Annotated in this window: 17 protein-coding genes; 6 read left to right on the top strand and 11 right to left on the bottom strand. The window is 73.5% G+C overall.

Annotation, left to right across the window (positions count from 1 at the left end; all coding sequences use genetic code 11):
* Positions 1-84: 84 nt before the first annotated feature.
* Together ACZ7MY_RS06195 and trxA are read left to right on the top strand one after the other, a co-directional pair.
* The gene (locus tag ACZ7MY_RS06195) at positions 85-504 is read left to right on the top strand and encodes a MerR family transcriptional regulator (RefSeq protein WP_499599992.1); all 420 of its coding nucleotides are present in this window, start codon (positions 85-87) and stop codon (positions 502-504) included.
* On the top strand, positions 501-839 hold the full coding sequence (gene trxA / locus ACZ7MY_RS06200; protein ID WP_499599994.1) for a thioredoxin: 339 nt from the start codon (positions 501-503) through the stop codon (positions 837-839). Before ACZ7MY_RS06195 ends, trxA begins: the two co-directional genes overlap by 4 nt.
* A 79-nt stretch (positions 840-918) precedes the next feature.
* On the opposite strand, the gene ACZ7MY_RS06205 is transcribed toward trxA, so the two are convergent.
* The 3 genes from ACZ7MY_RS06205 to ACZ7MY_RS06215 form a co-directional block, all read right to left on the bottom strand.
* The gene (locus ACZ7MY_RS06205) at positions 919-2,451 is read right to left on the bottom strand and encodes a sodium:solute symporter family protein (RefSeq protein WP_499599996.1); all 1,533 of its coding nucleotides are present in this window, start codon (positions 2,449-2,451) and stop codon (positions 919-921) included.
* 279 nt (positions 2,452-2,730) lie between these two features.
* Positions 2,731-3,516: an SDR family oxidoreductase gene (locus tag ACZ7MY_RS06210; RefSeq protein WP_499599998.1), complete on the bottom strand. Its 786-nt coding sequence runs from the start codon at positions 3,514-3,516 to the stop codon at positions 2,731-2,733.
* 51 nt (positions 3,517-3,567) lie between these two features.
* Positions 3,568-4,761, bottom strand: coding sequence for an aminotransferase-like domain-containing protein (locus ACZ7MY_RS06215; protein WP_499600000.1), 1,194 nt, complete (start codon positions 4,759-4,761; stop codon positions 3,568-3,570).
* A gap of 105 nt (positions 4,762-4,866) precedes the next feature.
* Between ACZ7MY_RS06215 and ACZ7MY_RS06220 the strand changes: the two genes are divergently transcribed.
* Positions 4,867-5,709, top strand: coding sequence for a hypothetical protein (locus tag ACZ7MY_RS06220; RefSeq protein WP_499600002.1), 843 nt, complete (start codon positions 4,867-4,869; stop codon positions 5,707-5,709).
* Between the two features lie 94 nt (positions 5,710-5,803).
* Here ACZ7MY_RS06220 and ACZ7MY_RS06225 read toward each other — a convergent pair whose 3' ends face one another.
* The 3 genes from ACZ7MY_RS06225 to ACZ7MY_RS06235 form a co-directional block, all read right to left on the bottom strand.
* Positions 5,804-6,013, bottom strand: coding sequence for a DUF397 domain-containing protein (locus ACZ7MY_RS06225; protein WP_499600004.1), 210 nt, complete (start codon positions 6,011-6,013; stop codon positions 5,804-5,806).
* Positions 6,014-6,173: 160 nt separating this feature from the next.
* Complete coding sequence (locus ACZ7MY_RS06230) at positions 6,174-7,031, bottom strand: helix-turn-helix domain-containing protein (protein ID WP_499600006.1); 858 nt, start codon at positions 7,029-7,031, stop codon at positions 6,174-6,176.
* Positions 7,032-7,277: 246 nt separating this feature from the next.
* Entirely contained in the window at positions 7,278-7,988 is a 711-nt protein-coding gene (locus tag ACZ7MY_RS06235) for a GOLPH3/VPS74 family protein (RefSeq protein WP_499600008.1), read from the bottom strand.
* Between the two features lie 252 nt (positions 7,989-8,240).
* Here ACZ7MY_RS06235 and ACZ7MY_RS06240 point away from each other — a divergent pair, with 252 nt between their 5' ends.
* Positions 8,241-10,766 carry a D-alanyl-D-alanine carboxypeptidase gene (locus tag ACZ7MY_RS06240; RefSeq protein WP_499600009.1) on the top strand — a complete coding sequence of 842 codons (2,526 nt, stop codon included), beginning with the start codon at positions 8,241-8,243 and terminating at the stop codon, positions 10,764-10,766.
* A gap of 58 nt (positions 10,767-10,824) precedes the next feature.
* Here the strand turns inward: ACZ7MY_RS06240 and ACZ7MY_RS06245 are convergent, their stop codons facing one another.
* Positions 10,825-11,013, bottom strand: a complete 189-nt coding sequence (locus tag ACZ7MY_RS06245) for a hypothetical protein (RefSeq protein WP_431959569.1) — start codon at positions 11,011-11,013, stop codon at positions 10,825-10,827.
* A 74-nt stretch (positions 11,014-11,087) separates the two neighbouring features.
* A complete protein-coding gene (locus ACZ7MY_RS06250; RefSeq protein ID WP_499600011.1) occupies positions 11,088-12,278 on the bottom strand; it encodes a winged helix DNA-binding domain-containing protein in 1,191 nt (396 codons plus the stop codon).
* Positions 12,279-12,436: 158 nt separating this feature from the next.
* Between ACZ7MY_RS06250 and ACZ7MY_RS06255 the strand changes: the two genes are divergently transcribed.
* The gene (locus ACZ7MY_RS06255) at positions 12,437-12,856 is read left to right on the top strand and encodes an SsgA family sporulation/cell division regulator (protein WP_499600013.1); all 420 of its coding nucleotides are present in this window, start codon (positions 12,437-12,439) and stop codon (positions 12,854-12,856) included.
* A 33-nt stretch (positions 12,857-12,889) separates the two neighbouring features.
* Here the strand turns inward: ACZ7MY_RS06255 and ACZ7MY_RS06260 are convergent, their stop codons facing one another.
* From ACZ7MY_RS06260 to ACZ7MY_RS06270, 3 genes are all read right to left on the bottom strand, one after another.
* Positions 12,890-15,187 (bottom strand): heavy metal translocating P-type ATPase, encoded by a 2,298-nt coding sequence (locus tag ACZ7MY_RS06260; RefSeq protein ID WP_499600014.1) that lies wholly within the window; start codon positions 15,185-15,187, stop codon positions 12,890-12,892.
* Entirely contained in the window at positions 15,184-15,393 is a 210-nt protein-coding gene (locus ACZ7MY_RS06265) for a heavy-metal-associated domain-containing protein (protein WP_326575223.1), read from the bottom strand. The genes ACZ7MY_RS06260 and ACZ7MY_RS06265 overlap by 4 nt, the downstream gene beginning before the upstream one ends.
* A gap of 590 nt (positions 15,394-15,983) precedes the next feature.
* Positions 15,984-16,379, bottom strand: coding sequence for a nuclear transport factor 2 family protein (locus tag ACZ7MY_RS06270; RefSeq protein ID WP_499600279.1), 396 nt, complete (start codon positions 16,377-16,379; stop codon positions 15,984-15,986).
* 274 nt (positions 16,380-16,653) lie between these two features.
* Between ACZ7MY_RS06270 and ACZ7MY_RS06275 the strand changes: the two genes are divergently transcribed.
* Positions 16,654-18,012, top strand: coding sequence for a transaminase (locus ACZ7MY_RS06275; RefSeq protein ID WP_499600016.1), 1,359 nt, complete (start codon positions 16,654-16,656; stop codon positions 18,010-18,012).
* Position 18,013: the final 1 nt, after the last annotated feature.

Below are 18,013 nucleotides of genomic sequence, written 5' to 3' on the forward strand. Positions count from 1 at the left end.
TCGGGAGGATCACCGGGCCGCGCTGCCCCGGCCGGGAATATCCGCGCTGGCCTTGACGCCCACGTCAAGGTCTACCGTCGGGGCATGCGGATCGGAGAACTCGCCGAACGGGCCGGGACCACCACCCGCGCCCTGCGCCACTACGAATCGATCGGCCTGCTGCACGCCCGGCGCGCGGGCAACGGCTACCGGGCCTACGACGAGCAGGACCTGCGGCTGCTCCGGCAGATCCAGGCGCTGCGCGCCTTCGGCTTCGAACTGGAGGACACCCGCCCGTTCGTGGACTGCCTGCGGGCGGGCCACCCGGAGGGGGACTCCTGCGACGCCTCGATCGAGGTCTACCGGCGCAAGCTGGCCGAGCTGGACGAGTGCATCGCCCGCCTGAGCGAGGTCCGCGAGCGGCTCGGCTCGCAGCTCGCCCACGCGGAGCTGGCCTCGGCCGGGGGCGGTTCCGCTCCGCGCTGCGAGTTCGGTTGCGAGGCGAGTGAGGGGAGTACGCGATGACGACGCACGTCGAGGGGCTGACCGAGGTGACCGACGCGACGTTCGCCGAGGAGGTCCTGGGGGCGCGGGGGCCGGTGCTGGTGGAGTTCACCGCCGGCTGGTGCCCGCCCTGCCGCCAGATCGCCCCGGTCCTGGCGGAGGTCGCCCGCGAGGAGGCGGGCCGGCTGAAGGTCGTCTGCATCGACGTGGACCACAACCCGCGGACCACGGCGGCCTACGGGGTCCTGTCGATGCCTACCCTGATGGTCTTCCGGTCGGGGGAGCCGGTGAAGTCCCTCGTGGGCGCCCGGCCCAAGCGGCGGCTGCTGCAGGAGCTCGCCGACGTCCTGCCGTGAGCGCCGTGAGCGCCGGCCGGGCCGACGTCGACGCGGTGTCCCCGGGGCGGGTGACGGCCCGCCCCGGGGACACCGGGCGTCAGGCCTTCGCGGGCTCCTCGGGCAGGGTCGCCGCGGCGGCCGCGTCGTCCCCGTCCCCGTCGGAGTTGATCTGCGCCAGGACCGCGTCGCGCTCCGGGGTGTCCTCGGGCTTGACGAAGCCGATGAGCACGTACAGCACGAGGCTGACCGCCAGCGGCGTCACGATCTGGATCTGCAGCTGGACCCCGTCCAGGCCGTAGTTGGTGAGCCAGAAGGCGAACAGGCCCGCCGCCCACGAGACCAGCGCCGCCGTGGGGCCGGACTTCCGGAACGTCCGCAGCAGCCCGAGCATGAACGGGATCGCGATCGGGCCCATCAGGCCGGCCACCCACTTGATGACGACCGTGATGATGTCCTTGAAGGTCGGCGAGTTGACCTGGGTGGCCACCGCCATCGACAGGGCGAGGAAGGCCACGGTGGTGAGCCGCGCCGCGAGCAGTCCGGCCCGCGCGTTCCAGCCGCGCGCCGCCTTGGACAGCACCGGGGCGATGTCCCGGGTGAAGACGGCGGCGATGGCGTTGGCGTCGGAGGAGCACATGGCCATGGTGTGCGAGAAGAAGCCGACGACGACCAGGCCCAGCAGGCCGTGCGGCAGCAGCTGCTCGGTCAGCAGGGCGTACGAGTCGGAGGCGTCCGGCTTCTGCGCCTTCACCAGCAGCGGGGCGACCCACATCGGGAAGAAGAGGATCAGCGGCCAGACGAACCACAGCACGGACGACAGCCGCGCCGAGCGCGTGGCCTCGCGGGCGTTGCTCGTGGCCATGTAGCGCTGGGCCTGGTTCCACATGCCGCCGTTGTACTCGAAGGTCTTGATGAACAGGTACGCCAGCAGGAAGGTCAGGGTGTACGGGCCGGCCGTCGGCGCGGTGTGGTTGTCGGGCAGCTTGTCCCAGACCGTCCACAGGCCGCTGACGCCGCCGATCTCGCCGAGCACGGCGACCAGCATCGCCAGGCCCGCGAGCAGTTGGATGACGAACTGCCCGAGCTCGGTGAGCGCGTCCGCCCACAGCCCGCCGACGGTGCAGTAGACCGCGGTGACCGCGCCGGTGATGAGGATGCCCTGGTTGAGGGAGACCCCGGTGAAGACCGACAGCAGGGTGGCGATCGCCGCCCACTTGGCGCCCACGTCAACGATCTTGAGCAGCACGCCGGAGACGGCGAGGGCCTGCTGGGTCGGGACGTTGTAGCGGTTCTTCAGGTACTCCAGCGGCGAGGCCACGTGCAGCCGGGAGCGCAGCCGGTTGAGCCGGGGCGCGAAGAGGTTGGCGCCGATGGCGATGCCGATGGCGATGGGGAAGGACCAGGTGACGTACGAGGTGACGCCGTAGGTGTAGGCGATGCCGGCGTAACCGGTGAACATCACCGCGCTGTAGCCGGACATGTGGTGCGAGATGCCGGACAGCCACCAGGGCATGCGACCGCCCGCGGTGAAGAAGTCGCTGACGTCGTCGACGCGTTTGTGGGACCACAGGCCGATGGCGACCATCACGCCGAAGTAGCCGACGAGTACGGCCCAGTCGAGACCATTCATGTGCTGTTGCCCCTTCCAGGGGTCCGCCTTGTGAACGGGAGCGCACTTCGCCGGTACGTCCGTCGCGGGGCGGCGCCCCAGATTGAACCGCCTGGAAAGGGGCTGGTCAAGACCATCGGCGTTCAAGGACATGAACGTCGATCAGCACGTAGAACGATTTTACTTGTTCTTGACCCTACTTCACGTTGTTGTGAACCTGCCCGGCGCCCCACGATGAGCGGGTACTTCGCCGGAACGACCGCACACAGAACGGGGCCCGTCCGGCCCCGGCCGTCCCTGTCAGCGCATCAGTTCGCCCGCGTTCACCAGCAACGACTGCCCGGTGATCGCGCGCGCCCGGTCGGAGGCCAGGAAGACCACGGCCTCCGCCACGTCGCCGTCCGTGGCCAGTTCGGGCAGCGCCATCCGCTCGGCGAGCCGGTGCAGCACCTCGTCCTCGGGCACGCCCTCGATGTGCGCGGTGAAGCCGACCCAGGCCTGGACCGGAGGGCCCCACATCCAGCCCGGGAGCACCGTGTTGACCCGGATCCGCTCCGGGCCCAGCTCGCGGGCGAGCGAGTACATCGCCGAGGTCAGCGCGCCCTTGGAGGACGCGTACGCCGCCTGGCGCACCTGGGACGGGGCGGCCACGGCGGACTGGGTGCCGATGATGACCACCGAGCCGCCGCCGCGCCGGCGCAGCCCGCCCAGGCAGGCCCGGGTCATCCGCAGTGTGCCGAGCAGGTTGACGTCGAGCACCGTCTTCCAGGTCTCGAAGTCGGCGTCCGTGAGACCGCCGAAGTGGCCGTCCATGGCGGCCACGTGGACGACCGCGTCGATCCCGCCGAACCGCTCCTCGGCGAGGGCGGCCAGTGCCTCGCACTGTGCGGCGTCCTTGATGTCGGTGGAACGCCAGGCGACGCGGCCGCCCCCGGGGTCGATCTCGCCGGCCGCCTTGGCGAGGTGCGCCTCGGTGCGGGCCCCGAGCACGGCGTTCCCGCCGTCACGGACGACGGCCTCGGCGACGCGCTGCCCGAGGCCGGCCCCCACCCCGGACACCACCACGGTCTTGTCGCGCAGCAGCACGGCCCACCACCCCCACCCGGACGGATGAACTGACGGACCGTCAGAATAGGCTCAGCCGCCGGCGATGGCCAGGGCCTTGGCGAGCCGGCGCAGCCCCTCCCCGATCTCGTCCGGGGTGTGCGTCACGAACGACAGCCGCAGCGCCGCACGGTCGGGCTCGCCCGCGTAGAAGGGCGCCCCCGGCACGTAGGCCACGTCGTGCGCCACCACCCGCGGCAGCAGCTCCGTCGCGTCGTACCCGGCGGGCATCCGCGCCCAGACGAACATGCCGCCCTCCGGCCGGTTCCAGGTGCTGCCCGCCGGCAGCGCCGCGGGCAGCCCGGCCAGCAGCGCGTCCCGCCGTTCCCGGTAGGCGGCGCGGACCCGGGCCAGGTGGGCGTCGAGGTCGGAGTCGGCGAGGTAGCGGGCGGCGGCGGCCTGGTCCACGGTCGAGGTGTGCAGGTCGGCGGCCTGCTTGGCCACCACGCACGCGCGGCGCAGCGCGGCGGGGGCACGCAGCCAGCCGAGCCGCATCCCGGGCGCCATGATCTTGGACAGGCTGCCGAGCAGGACCGTCCGGTCGGCCGCCGCCTCGTGGGAGGCGATCCACGGCTGGGCCTCGCCGTCGTAGCGCAGTTCCCCGTACGGGTCGTCCTCCGCGATCCACAGCCCGTGCCGTTCGGCGATCCGGGCGACCGCCTGCCGGCGTCCGGCGGTCGTCGTGCGGCCCGTGGGGTTCTGGAAGGTCGGCACCAGGTAAAGCAGCTTGGCCTTCTCCCGGACGACGGCCAGTTCCAGGGACACCGGGTCGATGCCGTCCGCGTCGGAGGGCACGGGCACCACGCGCGCGCCGGCGAAGGCGAAGCACTGGAGCGCCGCCAGGTAGCCCGGGTCCTCCACGAGGACGACGTCCCCGGGCTCCAGCAGGGCCGTGGAGAGCAGGGTGAGGGCCTGCTGGGAGCCGCCGGTGACGAGCAGGTCGTCGGAGCCGGTGGGCAGTCCCGCCCGGGTGAGCCGGCCGGCGACCGCCCCGCGCAGCGCCGGGTCCCCCTCGGTGGTGGAGTACTGCAGCACCCGTTCGGGCGCCTCCGCCAGGACGCGGTCGTACGCGGCGCGTATCGCCGCGGCGTCGAAGAGCTCGGGGGCGGGGAGGCCGCCGGCGAAGGAGATCACCTCCGGGCGGGCGGTCAGCGCGAGGATCTCCCGTACCGGCGAGCCGCCGACGGCGGTGGCACGGGTGGCGAGTCCGGGGACGGCGGCGCGCATGGCGGGCTCCTTCGCGGGGCGGGTGATTTCCGGGGACCGTACACAGATGTCCCGGTACCCGCCACGGGCTTCCATATTTGACGTCCCATCAGCTAAACCGGAGGCATGACCGAAGAGGACACCCGCAGCGAGCTCTACGCAGAACTGGCCTCCGTCGGCCCCTACGGCCCGGGACTCGGCCACGCGCTCATCACCATGGTCGAGCCGCACCCGGGCCACGAGCGCGCCTACAACCGCTGGTACGAGGACGACCACTTCATCGCCGGCGCCATGGCGATGCCCTGGATGTTCGCCGGGCGCCGCTGGGTGGCGACCCGGGACCTGCGGTCACTGCGCTACCCGGAGAAGTCCGCGGTCGCCCAGCCGGTCACCGACGGCTGCTACATCACCGTGTACTGGATCACGGCCGGGCGTCACGCGGACCACATGAAGTGGACCGTCGCCATCAACCGGCGCCTCAACCGCGACGCCCGCGTCCACCACGACCGCACCCACGTCTTCACCGCCTTCCAGGACCACGCCGTCACCGTCTACCGCGACGGCCCGTCCGGCCCCCGGGACTTCCACGCGCTCGACCACCCTTACGGGGGACTGGTCGTCGAGGTGGTCGACACCGACACGCCGCAGCAGTGCGACGAACTGCTCGGCGTGCTGCGCGACCGACAGCTGCCGCGGCGGCTGGCCGGCTCGCCCTCGGCGATGGTGACGGTCTTCCGTCCCACACCGCTGCCGCTGGAGCGGATGTCCTACGTGAAGCAGGTCGAGGGCGTCGGCACCCGGCTCACCCTGCTCTGGTTCCTGCAGCGGGACCCGGGCGAGGTGTGGGAGGAGCACTTCACGGGGCTGGACGCCGAGGTGGCCGCCACGGGGCTCGGCCGGGTCGAACTCGTCGCGCCCTTCGTGCCCACGGTGCCGGGGACCGACACCTACGTCGACGAACTGCGGTGACGGCCGCGGGGAGAGGACGTCAGGGTGGCAGTGAGCCCCCTCGGCCAGGACGGCGTGCCGGTCGAGAGGGCCCGTACGGGTACTGCGCCGGTGCTCAGTCGAGGTCGTAGGTCCCGTGGCCGATGTCCGCGACGAACGCCGTCCAGGCATCGGGGGAGAAGGCGAGCGTCGGGCCGTCGGGGTCCTTGGAGTCGCGGACGTCGACGGCGGACGACGTACGGGAGGCCACCTCCACGCAGGCGCCATTTCCCTGGGAACGGGTGGACTTGGTCCACGCATTGGTGTTACCGAGCTGAATAGCCATGATCGCTCCGAGCTTTCTTTTTGTGCAGCTCTGACGTGATCGAAGCTACTCGCCAACATCACTGCCCACAGCGGCTGTTACCTCCAACGAGTGGCATATTCCAGGAGGTCCTCCACCCCACGGGGCACAGGTGTACTCTGCGGCATTCCCTGTCGCAGAATCAGCGTGCGTACTCCTTGGCGGCGTCCGCGATGAACTGCCGGCTCTGCTCCGCGCTGAGCGCCTGCGCCCGCAGGTGCTCGTACATCACGCTGTAGCCGTGCACGTCCGTCGGCTTCTCCAGGTAGAGGTCGCTCGTGACGCCCTCGATGTACACGACGCTGGAGTCGGTCGCGTCGGCGAACTCCAGGATCGCGAAGTTGCCGGACATGCCCGGGTGCGCCCCGGCGTCGTAGGGCAGGACCTGGACGGTGACGTGCGCCTGGGTACTCATCTGGGTCAGGTACTCCAGCTGTTCGCGCATCACGTCCTTGCTGCCGACGATACGGCGCAGCGCGGACTCGTCCATCACCACCCAGAAGCGCAGCGGCGAGTCCGGGTCGGTGACGCGCTCCTGGCGGCGCAGCCGGATCTCGATGCGCTTCTCGATCTGCTCGGGCGTGGCCTCGGGGAGCGTCCCCTCGATGACGGCCGAGGCGTAGTTGCGGGTCTGCAGCAGGCCCGGCACCACCAGGGAGTCGTAGACGCGCAGGGACTCGGCCTCCGTCTCCAGGCCGATGTAGACGCTGTACGGGACGTCGCCGAAGGCGTGCCACCAGCCCTGCTGCCGGGACTCGCGCGCCATGTTCATCAGGGAGTCGACGAGGCGGCTGTCGTCGACCCCGTACACGCTGCACAGGTCGCGCACGTCGCGCTGGCTGATGCTGCGGCGCCCGTTCTCCAGCCTGCTGATCTTGGACTGGGAGACCAGCAGCCGGGCGGCGACCTCCTCCGCGGTCATTCCCTTCTGCTCGCGCAGCTTGCGCAGTTCCGAGCCGAGTCGGCGTCGCCTGACGGTGGGATTGACGTTGGCGGCCACGGGATGTGCACCTCCGGGTTCCGGACTGGTCCGTGTTCTCTGCAGATATGTACTGCTGGTCAGCAGAGTGCCACTATCGGTCATCCCGCCGCTGGGAATTGGTCATATGCTGCGCTCTTCAAAAGAGCGGACAAACGGCAGCGCGCGGGGCGGCGGCCGGCCGGTGCCGGTCGCCGCCCCGCGCGCGGCGGTTGCGGTGGGGTCGTGGTCTCACGGTGTCCGGGCCCTGCCCCCGGACACCCCGGTTCAGCGCACGCCGGCGCGGACCATGCCGTGGCCCGTCGCCCTGGCAGCCGCCGGACGCCCCTGGGCGGGGGCGCGCTTCGGCTGCGCGGCGGCGCCGTTCTGCACGTCCATCACGGCGTGCGCGACGAGGCCGCCCATGGGGTCGTACCTGATCAGGTCACGGAGCCGCGATCGGGACGACCGGCCCTCGTTGCCCGGGTACAGGTGCTTGCCGAGCCCCACGGCATGGGCGATCGCGGCGAGGGCCGCGGTCCGCGGGTCCGGTGGCACCCCGGTGCGGATCGCGCTGTCCAGCCGGGCCCTGATCTCCCGGCTGACCTCGCTGTCGGTCGCCTGATAGCGCGTGGTCGGCAGCACCCCGCACATCTGCCCCGGCACGGCGTGCACCATGCCGCACCGTTCCAGATGCGCGAGATACGTCTGGCGCAGCCCCAGGCGGGGCCCGCCGATCCAGTGGACGGCGCGCACGGGGCTGCCACGACGGCGCAGCAGTTCGAGCGCGGAGTCCAGGGTCGGATCTCCTGTCGGCCGTGGGTGCACCACGGCGATACGATCCCCGTCAGGGGCTATCCGTCCTGCGAGGGCCAGCTCCACTAGCTGTGCCCCGGCAAGACCGAGGTCGAGAGACTGCGGCTGCGCCGTGGTACCCGTGGCCGGGTCCAGGGCGAGCAGCAACAGCTCCTCCGGAAGTGTTCTGCGGCTCCTGCCCATCCATGCCTCCCCGCGTGGATGAATGACAGGGTGACGCCTCTCACACCGGCCTGTCGAGAGCGCCTTGCCCGTTCGTGCGGGAACCGACTCATATGTCGTTCTCGTCTAGCACCGAGGGCGGCGGTGGCTCGCGAAGGGCCGGGGCGTCGCCCGGCGGGTCCCACGGGGGCTTCACGGCAGGGGCCTGGAAACTGGTGTAAGGGTGAGCGGGGCGCCGCGGCGGCGCACCGCGCGAAGTGTGGAGGAGGTCCGGTGGCGGGCGAGTCCCCCGGCAGGGCGGAGCAGCAGGAGTTGTCGGGGGAGGCGACCGGAGGCGGGGCGGTGGATCCGCGGCTGACGGTCTTCCGCGGGTCCGTGGGAGCGCCTCGGGGTGCGTCGGAACCGGCCGCCGGTGACCCGGAGTTCACGCCGGAGCCGCCCGAAGCGGAGGGCGTTTCGGAGCCGGGGGCGAGTGCCCCGGGTACGCCGGACGCCGGAGCGGACGTGGACGGCGCGGCGCAGGACGCTACGCCGGACGCGGAAGCCGCCCCTCCGGCCGGTGACGCGGGGGACGGTGCGGAATCCCGTACCGGCGACGCAGTCACCGAGGAGGCGGGCGCGCAGGATTCCGCCACGGACGGAGACGCGGACGCGGAGGCGGACGCCGGCGAGGACGGTGACGCGGACGCGGGCGAGGAGCACGCCGCAGACGCGACGCCCGTACGGGAGTCCGCGCCCGACGAGCCGGTGGGACCCGCGGAGTCCGCGGAGTCCGGCGGCGAGCCCGAGGAGTCCTCCTCCGCCGCGGAACCCGGCAGCGGCGAGGAGCCGGCCGCCGCGGCGGACGCCGAAGCGGAGCCCGCGGACACCCCCGCCGGCGACGCGGGCGGGCGCGGCCCTGACGGAGAGCCGGACGGGACCCGGGACGGAACGCCGGGCGAAGTCCCGGCGGAGAGGCACGCGGAGGCCCCGGGCGAGGATCCGGAGGAGGCCCCGGACGAGGGCCCTGAGGACACCGCCGGGGAGTCCCGGGACGGGACCCCGTCGGACGGGTCCGGGGACGAGGGCCCCGAACGCCCCTCACAGGGCCCCGGAGGCGTCAAGGGCGGACCCGGGGCGCGCGAGGCGTCCGGGGGCGGACACGACGCCCCCAGGGCCGTGGAGGGCACGCTCACGCTGCGCGCGCCCCGCACCGAAGGCGGCGGCACGCCCGTCCGCGAGCGCACCATGACCCTGCGCGCGCCCTCCGCACCCGCACCCGCACCCACGTCCTCCGCCTCCGCGCCCGCGCCCGCGCCCGCGCCCTCCGTACCCGCACCCGCACCCGCACCGGCGCCCTCCGCCTCCGCGCCCGTGGCGACGCCTCCCCGCGGTAGCGGAACGTTTGTCCCGCTGAGGACGGACGACCGTCCGGCCGCGATCCCGCGGGCCCCGCTGCCCGCGGAGACCACGCGGACCCCGGAGACCACGGAGCCCGGCGGCGCTTCGCGGACGAAGCAGATGCCGCTGCCGCCCGACCCCGACGAGCCGCTGCGGCTCCTGGCGGAGCTCACCAACACCCCGCCGCCGCCGCAGACGCCGCTGCGCACGACCGTGCGGCGGGTCAAGATCTGGACCCCGCTGGTCCTGCTGCTGATCGTGGTCGTCTGCGTGGCGCAGGCGCTGCGTCCGCTGCCCGAGCCGGAGCTGGTGGCGACCGCCGAGACCTCGTACACCTTCGAGGGCGACGAGCTGTCGCTCCCGTGGCCCAGCGAGGGCCAGGCCGTCGTCGAGGCCGAGGGCCTGGGCCGCATGGGCGAGTTCGGCGAGCAGGAGCCGACGCCGATCGCGAGCGTCGCCAAGGTGATGACGACCTACGTCATCCTGCGCGACCACCCGATCCGCAAGGGCGGCAAGGGCAAGACCGTCGAGGTCGACCAGAAGGCCCAGGACCAGTACCACAGCGGCGTGCAGGAGTCGGAGTCCGTCGTCCCCGTCACCGCCGGGCAGAAGCTCACCGAGTACGAGGCGCTGGAGGCGGTCATGCTGCCCTCGGCCAACAACATCGCCCGTCTGCTCGCCCGTTGGGACGCGGGTTCGGAGGCGGCGTTCGTGAAGAAGATGAACGCCACCGCCAAGGAACTCGGCATGGACGACACGACGTACACCGACCCCAGCGGCTTGCAGGCGACCACCGTCAGCACCGCGAGCGACCAGGTCAAGCTGGGGCACGCGGCGATGAAGGACCCGGTCTTCGCGGAGATCGCCGGCAAGATCCAGTACACGGACATCAACGGCAACATCCAGAAGAACTACAACCAGTTGTCCGGCTACAACGACATCGTCGGCATCAAGACCGGCACCAGCACCAAGGCCGGCGGCAACCTGCTCTTCGCCGCCTACCGCAAGATCGGCGGCACCCGGCAGCTGATCGTCGGCGCGATGCTCGACCAGCAGAAGGCCCCGATCATCGACACGGTCCTCGGCCGCAGCCACACCCTGATCGACGGCACGCGCGACGCGCTCGCCTCGGCCACGATCATCAAGAAGGGCGACGTCGTCGGCTACGTGGACGACGGCCTCGGCGGCCACACGCCGGTGGTGGCCGGGGAGGACGTCACCGCGATCGGCTGGGCGGGCCTGAAGGTCGACATCGCGGTGGAGGCCGGGAAGGCGGGCCTCCCGCACCAGGCGAACGCCGGCGACCAGGTCGGCGAACTCGTCGTCGGCAACGGCGACAGCACGATCCGGGTCCCGGTGCTGCTGGAGTCGGCCCTCGTCCAGCCCTCCTTCGGCTCGAAGCTGACCCGGGTCTCCTGACCCGGGTCGGCCCCGCCCGCGGCGCGCGGGCGATCGGGCGTACGGGCCGGCCGGACCGCTACACGTGGTCCAGCCGGCCCGCCTTCGCCTCCTCGACCAGCGAGCGGAACTGCTCGGCGCTCATCCGCACCCGCTGCCCGAAGTCGTCGGTCAGCACGACCCGCTGGTCGGCCGGCGCCGCCTCGTCCACGTACAGCGTGGGACAGCCGCAGTCGCAGTTGCCGCAGAACACCGCCACCTGTTCCATCGGTCCACCTCCGCACGGTCCGCGCCCGGCCGGTCACCGGGCGTCATGGGCGGCATACCCGTGGTGACGGCGTTTCAGGCCGGTGCGGCCGCCGGCGCGGACAACTCCCGCTCCAGCGGCGTCCGGAAGCGGGGCGTGACGCGGACGCCGTCCAGCCACCCCCGCAGCCGGGCGGCCTCGGCCGCGATCGCGGCGACCGCCTCGCCGCCGGGGTCGCCGAAGAGGCGGTGGACGACCTCGCCGTCGGCGCGCTGCGCCCAGCCGCCGACCACCCGGCCGTTCCACCACACGGTGGGGCCGATGTTGCCCGACCGGTCGAACAGGGCCGCCCGCTCCTGCGCGTCCGGCGGCAGGTACCAGTCGCGGCGCTGCCAACCCATCGGCGTCGGGTCCAGTGCGGGCAGCAGCGCCGCCCACGGCGGCGTCTCCGGGACCGGGCCGGCGTCCTCGGGCAGCACATGGCCGGTCTCCCCGTCGAGCAGCACCTGTTCCGTGCCGAGGGCCGCCAGGGCCTTGCGGACCTCGGTCAGCGTCCAGCCCGTCCACCACTTCAGGTCGGCCTCCGTGCCCGGCCCGTACGCGGCCAGCCAGCGGCGTACCAGAGCGGTGCGCGCCTCCGCGGCCGGGGGCGCCTCGGCCACCGTGCCCGGGGCCCAGCGGTACTGACTGCTCGTCCAGCCGCCCAGTGGCCTTCTGCGGACGATGCGGCCCTCCGCCGCCAGCACCCGCAGGACGCGCGTCGACACCGCCTGGGTCGCCTCGTACGGCTTGCCGCGGGCCACCACGACCTGCTCGCGCAGCCCGGGCACGTCGGAGGCGAGTTGCGCGGCCGTCGCCTCGCCGCGTCCGGCCAGCGCGGCGAGCACGGAGCGCTCCAGCTCCGCCAGCCACCCCTCGTCCCAGCCGCCGCCGTCGGCCAGGAACCCGAGCAGTTTGCGCCGTTCCCGCGCGGCGATCGGCCGGGCCGCGGCCGAGAGCACCACCGGTGCCGAGGCGGTGGCGACCACGAACATCGTCCGGCGCATCGCGAGCAGCCGCGTCAGGCTCCCGTCCTCGTACAGCGCCCGGTCCAGGGCCGCGGCGCCGGGCTCGCGCATCCTGGCCGCGGCCGACAGGTAGACCGTCGCCGGGTCCGTGCCGTGCAGCGCCACCAGCGACTCGGCCACCTCCTCGGGGCCCGCCGCCCGCCGCTGCGCCGTCAGACGGTGCCGCACCGCCATGCGCCGGCGCCGCTCCTCCGCCCCCACCGCCCGTCTCGCGTCCATGGCTCATCGTGGCACGCACCACCGACAACGCTCCCGCCCGCATGTGACGTACATCACACTATCGGGGCGCCAAGTCGCGTAAGGACGGCGGCCGTCCGCGCTCTCCAGATGCGCCGGAACGCATCCGGAGCGACACCGCCCGCCTGCCGAGGAAGGCCATGCTGACCGACATCGACCACATCGTCAGGGCCCGTCTGCGCGGACCGCGCTCGGGGCCCGCGGGCCGCGAGACCACCGCGACCCTGCGCTACCGCCGCGACGACCCGCTCGCCGCCCGGATCACCTTCCCCGCGGAGGTCTCCCTCGACGGCGCCGAGGTGACCTGGGTGTTCGCCCGGGGCCTGCTCACCACCGGCCTGTACGAGCCCGCCGGGGAGGGCGACGTCCACATCCGGCCGAGCGGGCCGGAGCACACCGCGATGGAGTTCCGCACCGAGGAGGGCACCGCGCTCGTCGAGGTGCGCACCTCCGCCCTGCGCAGCTTCCTCGCCCGGGTCTACGAGGCCGTGCCGCCCGGGCAGGAGCTGCGCCACGTCGACATGGACGCCGTCGTCGCCGCCCTCCTGGAAGGGGAGTGACCGCCCCCACGGCCATGGGGGCGGCCGTGGGGGTCAGCGCGCGAGCGGCCGGAAACCGCGCAGCCGGAGGGAGTTGCCGACCACGAACACCGAGGAGAAGGCCATCGCGGCACCCGCGATCATCGGGTTGAGCAGCCCGGCGGCGGCCAGCGGCAGGGCCGCCACGTTGTAGCCGAAGGCCCAGAACAGGTTGCCCTTGATGGTGCCGAGGGTGCGCCGGGACAGCCGGATGGCGTCGGCGGCGACCCTCAGGTCCCCCCGGACCAGGGTCAGGTCGCTCGCCTCGATGGCGGCGTCCGTGCCGGTGCCCATGGCGAACCCGAGGTCGGCGCGGGCCAGCGCGGCGGCGTCGTTGATCCCGTCGCCGACCATGGCGACGGACCTGCCCTCCCGCTGGAGCCGCGCCACGACGGCGACCTTGTCCTCCGGCATGACGTCCGCGATCACGTCGGCGGGGTCGATGCCGACCTCGGCGGCGACCGCCCGGGCCACCGCCTGGTGGTCCCCGGTGAGCAGCACCGGGGTGAGGCCCAGCCCGCGCAGCATCCGGACGGCCTCGGCGCTGGTCGGCTTCACGGCGTCGGCGACGACGAGCACGGCCCGGGCCCGGCCGTCCCAGGCCGCCGTGACCACCGTGCTGCCGCGCGCCTCGGCCTCCGCCTTGGCGCGGGCGAGTTCCGCCGGCAGCGGTTCGGGCAGTTCCTGGCGCCCGACGGTGACCTCGTGGCCGTCGACGGTGCCCCGGACGCCGAGTCCGGGCAGCGCGCGGAAGCCCGTGACGCCGGGCAGGTCGCCGGTGCGCTCCTCCGCCGCCCGGGCGACGGCGCGGGCGATGGGGTGCTCGGAGGCGTGCTCCAGGGCGCCGGCCAGGCGCAGCACCTCATCCTCCTTCTCGCCCTCGGCAGCGTGGACGGCGGTCAGCGTCATGGCGCCGGTGGTGACCGTCCCGGTCTTGTCCAGCACGATCGTGTCGACCCGCCGGGTGGTCTCCAGCACCTCGGGCCCCTTGATGAGGATGCCGAGCTGCGCGCCCCTTCCGGTGCCGACCATCAGCGCCGTGGGGGTGGCCAGGCCGAGCGCGCACGGGCAGGCGATGATCAGCACGGCGACGGCCGCGGTGAAGGCGGCGGCCGGGCCCGAGCCGTTGCCGAGCCAGAAGCCGAGGGTCGCCAGCGCGAGTCCGATCACGACGGGGACGAACACCGCCGAGATCCGGTCGGCGAGACGCTGCGCCGCCGCCTTGCCGTTCTGGGCGTCCTCCACCAGACGGGCCATGCGGGCCAGTCGGGTGTCGGCGCCGACCCGGGTGGCCTCCACGACCAGCCGTCCGCCGGCGTTCACCGTGGCCCCGGTGACGGCCTCGCCCGGCCCCACCTCGACGGGGACGGACTCGCCGGTGAGCATCGAGGCGTCGACCGCCGAGGTGCCCTCCCGTACGACGCCGTCGGTGGCGACCTTCTCGCCCGGCCGCACCACGAACAGGTCGCCGACGGCCAGTTCGCCCGTGGGGACGCGTACCTCGCGCCCGCCGCGCAGCACGCCGACGTCCCTGGCGCCCAGCTCCATCAGGGCGCGCAGAGCGGCGCCCGCCCGGCGCTTGGAGCGGGTCTCGAACCAGCGCCCGGCCAGGATGAAGGCGGTGACGCCGGAGGCGACCTCCAGGTACAGGTCGGCGGAGCCGTGGCCGGGGGCGACGGTCAGCTCGAACGGGTGCTTCAGCCCGGGCACGCCCGCGTCGCCGAGGAACAGGGCCCACACGGACCAGCCGAAGGCGGCCAGCGTGCCCATGGAGATGAGCGTGTCCATGGTGGTGGCGCCGTGCCGCAGGTTGGTCCACGCCGCGCGGTGGAAGGGCCACGCCGCGTACGCCACGACCGGTGCGGCCAGGGTCAGCGACAGCCACTGCCAGTTGCGGAACTGCAGGGCCGGGACCATGGCCATCGCGATGACGGGCACGGCGAGCACGACGGCGGTCAGCAGCCGCTGCCGCAGCGCCGTGAGCTCGCGCGGCTCGGACTCCGCGGCCTCCTCCCCGTCGCCGCGTGCGGCGGTGAGCGGCGGGGCGGGGAGCGCGGCGCTGTAACCGGTGGCCTCGACGGTGGCGATCAGGTCGCCGACGCCGATCCCGCCGCCGAACGCCACCTTCGCCTTCTCGGTGGCGTAGTTGACGGTGGCCGTGACGCCGTCCATCCGGTTGAGCTTCTTCTCGATCCTGGCCGCGCACGAGGCGCAGGTCATCCCGCCGATCGCGAGTTCGAGCTCGGTGACGCCCGCAGGGGCGGCCTGCGCTGCGATCCGCGGGGTGACCTGCTGCTGATCCGGGAGGGTCATGCCGGGCCGACCAGTTCGTAGCCCGCCTCGTCGACGGCGGCGCGGACGGCCTCCTCCTCCAGGGGCGCGTCGGAGTCGATGGTGAGCAGGCCGGTCTTGGCGTCCACCGTGATGCCGGTCACACCGGGGAGGGCCGCGACTTCCTTGCTGACCGCGGACTCGCAGTGACCGCAGCTCATCCCGGAGACGCTGTAGCTGACAGACATGGGTTCTCCTCGTGCGTTCTGTGCGTGTTCCGGTGTACGGCGTCGGGAACCGTGCCGTCCACCCACCACCAAACTATACCCCCTAGGGGTATTGCGAAAGGGGAGGGTGAGGGAGCGGGGGGCGATGTGGCGCGGGGTTCCGCGCGCCCCGGCCGCACGCCGCGCCCCCGGCCCCGGCAACTCGGCACCCGACGCCGCGCCTTGGCCGGCCGGCTGTGCCCGGCGCGGGAAGGGCTTTGGTCCGCGTACCCGGGCCGGTGTCGTGCGCGTCGCGCCGGGGCGGGGCCTTGCGGGCCTCCTCGCCGGGAGCGGGGTCCTCTCGGGGGGCTACGGCAGATCACCGCGGCCGGGCATCGTCACCATCACCACCGCCGTCGTCGGCGGCGGATCGCGTCCACTGCCCGTCGCGAGTGCCGCCCGCGCCTGAGGACGCCCCCGCCGGCCGGTGCGCCGTACGGGATCACGGCCGGAACCGGCGTGAGGCGCCCCGCCCGTGACGCGCGAGGACGGGGCGAGCCGCGGCCCGGCGCGTCAGAGGGCAGCGGGCGCGTGCCGCGGAGGCGCCGCGCCGTGCTCGGGCGCCCCGCCCCTCAGGCCCAGAAGCGGTTGGTGGCCTCGAGGTCGCAGACGCACTCGTCCAGGTCCGTGACCCGGTCGCCGACGATGCGGAACACGATGCCGCCCGGCTGGTCGAGGTATCCGCTCCCGCGCTCGGCCGTGACGTGGTGGAGGGACATCGCGTGCCCGCGGCCGTCGACGAGCACCTGCCGCAACTGGACGCGCATGCTGCCGTCGGTCTCCTCGGCGAGCCTTCGGTAGTAGCCGATGACCTCGTCCCGGCCCTTGTAGTGCCCGGCGAGCGGATGGTCGCCGGGGGAGTGGTGGGCCGCGTCCCCGGCCAGCAGGCCGGCCAGCGCGTCCATGTCGCCCCTGGTCAACGCCGCGTAGACCTTCTCGACCAGCATGGCGTGCGGGTGTCCCGCCATGGCCATCGCCGCCTTTCCCTGCCGTCCGTCCCCGGTGTCCGCCCGCCTCCGGGCGCTTCGACCCACCGCGGCGGCGCGCCACTCGGCCCGCCCGGGACCGACACAAGCCACCCTGGCACCGGTCCCCGGCGGGCGCACCCGCTGCGGCCCCGGAGCCGCCGGCCGTCCACCGGAAGGGGATTCGATCGTGCGCGCGATCGAATCGCGTGTCGAGGGATGGTTCGGCAGCGGAATCACGCGTATGGTCGGAGCCCCCCATAGCCGAGGAGGCCCGATGTCCGTCGACCGCACCCGCCTGAAGGAACTGCTCGCGCGGGAGACCGCCGAGGCCGCCGCGAGCAACCCGAGGTCGCGCGCCGCCTACGAGGCGGCCGACCACCTCTTCGGCCGGGTGCCCATGACCTGGATGAACAAGAACGCCGGCACCTTCCCCCGCTACCTCGCCGGTGCGCGCGGCGCGCGCGTGACCGACATCGACGGCCACGAGTACGTGGACTTCTGCCTCGGCGACACCGGCGCCATGGCCGGCCACTCCCCGGAGCCCGTGGCCGAGGCGATCGAGCGGCGGTACCGCGAGCTCGGCGGCGCCACCGCGATGCTCCCCACCGAGGACGCCGAGTGGGTCGGCGCCGAACTGGCCCGCCGCTTCGGGCTGCCCCGCTGGTCGTACGCGCTGACCGCGACCGACGCCAACCGGTGGGCGATCCGCCTCGCCCGTGCCGTCACCGGACGGCGGAAGATCCTCTTCAACAGCCACTGCTACCACGGCAGCGTCGACGAGTCCCTGATCGTCACCGGCCCCGGCGGACGCGGCGGGGTGAGCCGCCCCGGCAACGTGGGGGCGCCCTGCGACGTGACGCTGACCAGCCGCGTCGCGGAGTTCAACGACCTGGAGGGCCTGGAGCGGGAACTCGCCCCCGGGGACGTGGCGGCCGTCCTGATGGAGCCCGCCCTCACCAACATCGGGATCGTCCTCCCGGAGCCGGGTTACCTGGAGGGCGTCCGCGAGCTCACCCGCCGGCACGGCGTGCTGCTGATCAACGACGAGACCCACACCTTCTCCGCGGGGCCTGGCGGCGCCACCGCCGCATGGTCCCTGGAGCCCGACGTCCTCACCATCGGCAAGGCCATCGCGGGCGGCGTGCCGGCCGGCGCCTACGGCCTGTCCGCCGACCTCGCCGACCGCCTGCTGTCCCGCGGTGACCTGGACCTGGTCGACATGGGCGGCGTCGGCGGCACCCTGGCCGGGAACGCGCTGTCCGTCGCCGCCATGCGCGCCACCCTCGAACACGTCCTCACCGACGACGCGTTCACCGCCATGTCCGCCCTCGCCGCCCGCTTCGAGCGGGGCGTCGCCGACGCCGTCGCCGCCCACGGGCTGCCCTGGTCGGTCAGCCGCCTCGGCGCCCGCACCGAGTACCGCTTCGCCGCGCCCGCGCCGCGCGACGGGAGCGAGTCGGCGGCCGTCTCCGACCCCGAGCTGGAGGACTTCCTGCACCTGTGGCTGGCCAACCGCGGCGTCCTCATGACGCCGTTCCACAACATGGCCCTGATGTGCCCGGCCACCACCGAGGCCGACGTCGACACCCACACCGCCCTCTTCGCCGCGGCCCTGGCCGAACTGGCAGGCTGAG

It is taken from the genome of Streptomyces sp. NPDC111520 (assembly GCF_055635295.1).

Excerpts from the sequence above, each read along its gene's own strand:
- ACZ7MY_RS06195 (WP_499599992.1), top strand. The coding sequence starts at position 85 with ATGCGGATCGGAGAACTCGCCGAACGGGCCGGGACCACCACCCGCGCC.
- trxA (WP_499599994.1), top strand. The coding sequence starts at position 501 with ATGACGACGCACGTCGAGGGGCTGACCGAGGTGACCGACGCGACGTTC.
- ACZ7MY_RS06205 (WP_499599996.1), bottom strand. The coding sequence starts at position 2,451 with ATGAATGGTCTCGACTGGGCCGTACTCGTCGGCTACTTCGGCGTGATG.
- ACZ7MY_RS06215 (WP_499600000.1), bottom strand. The coding sequence starts at position 4,761 with ATGCGCGCCGCCGTCCCCGGACTCGCCACCCGTGCCACCGCCGTCGGC.
- ACZ7MY_RS06220 (WP_499600002.1), top strand. The coding sequence starts at position 4,867 with ATGACCGAAGAGGACACCCGCAGCGAGCTCTACGCAGAACTGGCCTCC.
- ACZ7MY_RS06225 (WP_499600004.1), bottom strand. The coding sequence starts at position 6,013 with ATGGCTATTCAGCTCGGTAACACCAATGCGTGGACCAAGTCCACCCGT.
- ACZ7MY_RS06235 (WP_499600008.1), bottom strand. The coding sequence starts at position 7,988 with ATGGGCAGGAGCCGCAGAACACTTCCGGAGGAGCTGTTGCTGCTCGCC.
- ACZ7MY_RS06245 (WP_431959569.1), bottom strand. The coding sequence starts at position 11,013 with ATGGAACAGGTGGCGGTGTTCTGCGGCAACTGCGACTGCGGCTGTCCC.
- ACZ7MY_RS06250 (WP_499600011.1), bottom strand. The coding sequence starts at position 12,278 with ATGGACGCGAGACGGGCGGTGGGGGCGGAGGAGCGGCGCCGGCGCATG.
- ACZ7MY_RS06255 (WP_499600013.1), top strand. The coding sequence starts at position 12,437 with ATGCTGACCGACATCGACCACATCGTCAGGGCCCGTCTGCGCGGACCG.
- ACZ7MY_RS06260 (WP_499600014.1), bottom strand. The coding sequence starts at position 15,187 with ATGACCCTCCCGGATCAGCAGCAGGTCACCCCGCGGATCGCAGCGCAG.
- ACZ7MY_RS06265 (WP_326575223.1), bottom strand. The coding sequence starts at position 15,393 with ATGTCTGTCAGCTACAGCGTCTCCGGGATGAGCTGCGGTCACTGCGAG.
- ACZ7MY_RS06270 (WP_499600279.1), bottom strand. The coding sequence starts at position 16,379 with ATGGCGGGACACCCGCACGCCATGCTGGTCGAGAAGGTCTACGCGGCG.
- ACZ7MY_RS06275 (WP_499600016.1), top strand. The coding sequence starts at position 16,654 with ATGTCCGTCGACCGCACCCGCCTGAAGGAACTGCTCGCGCGGGAGACC.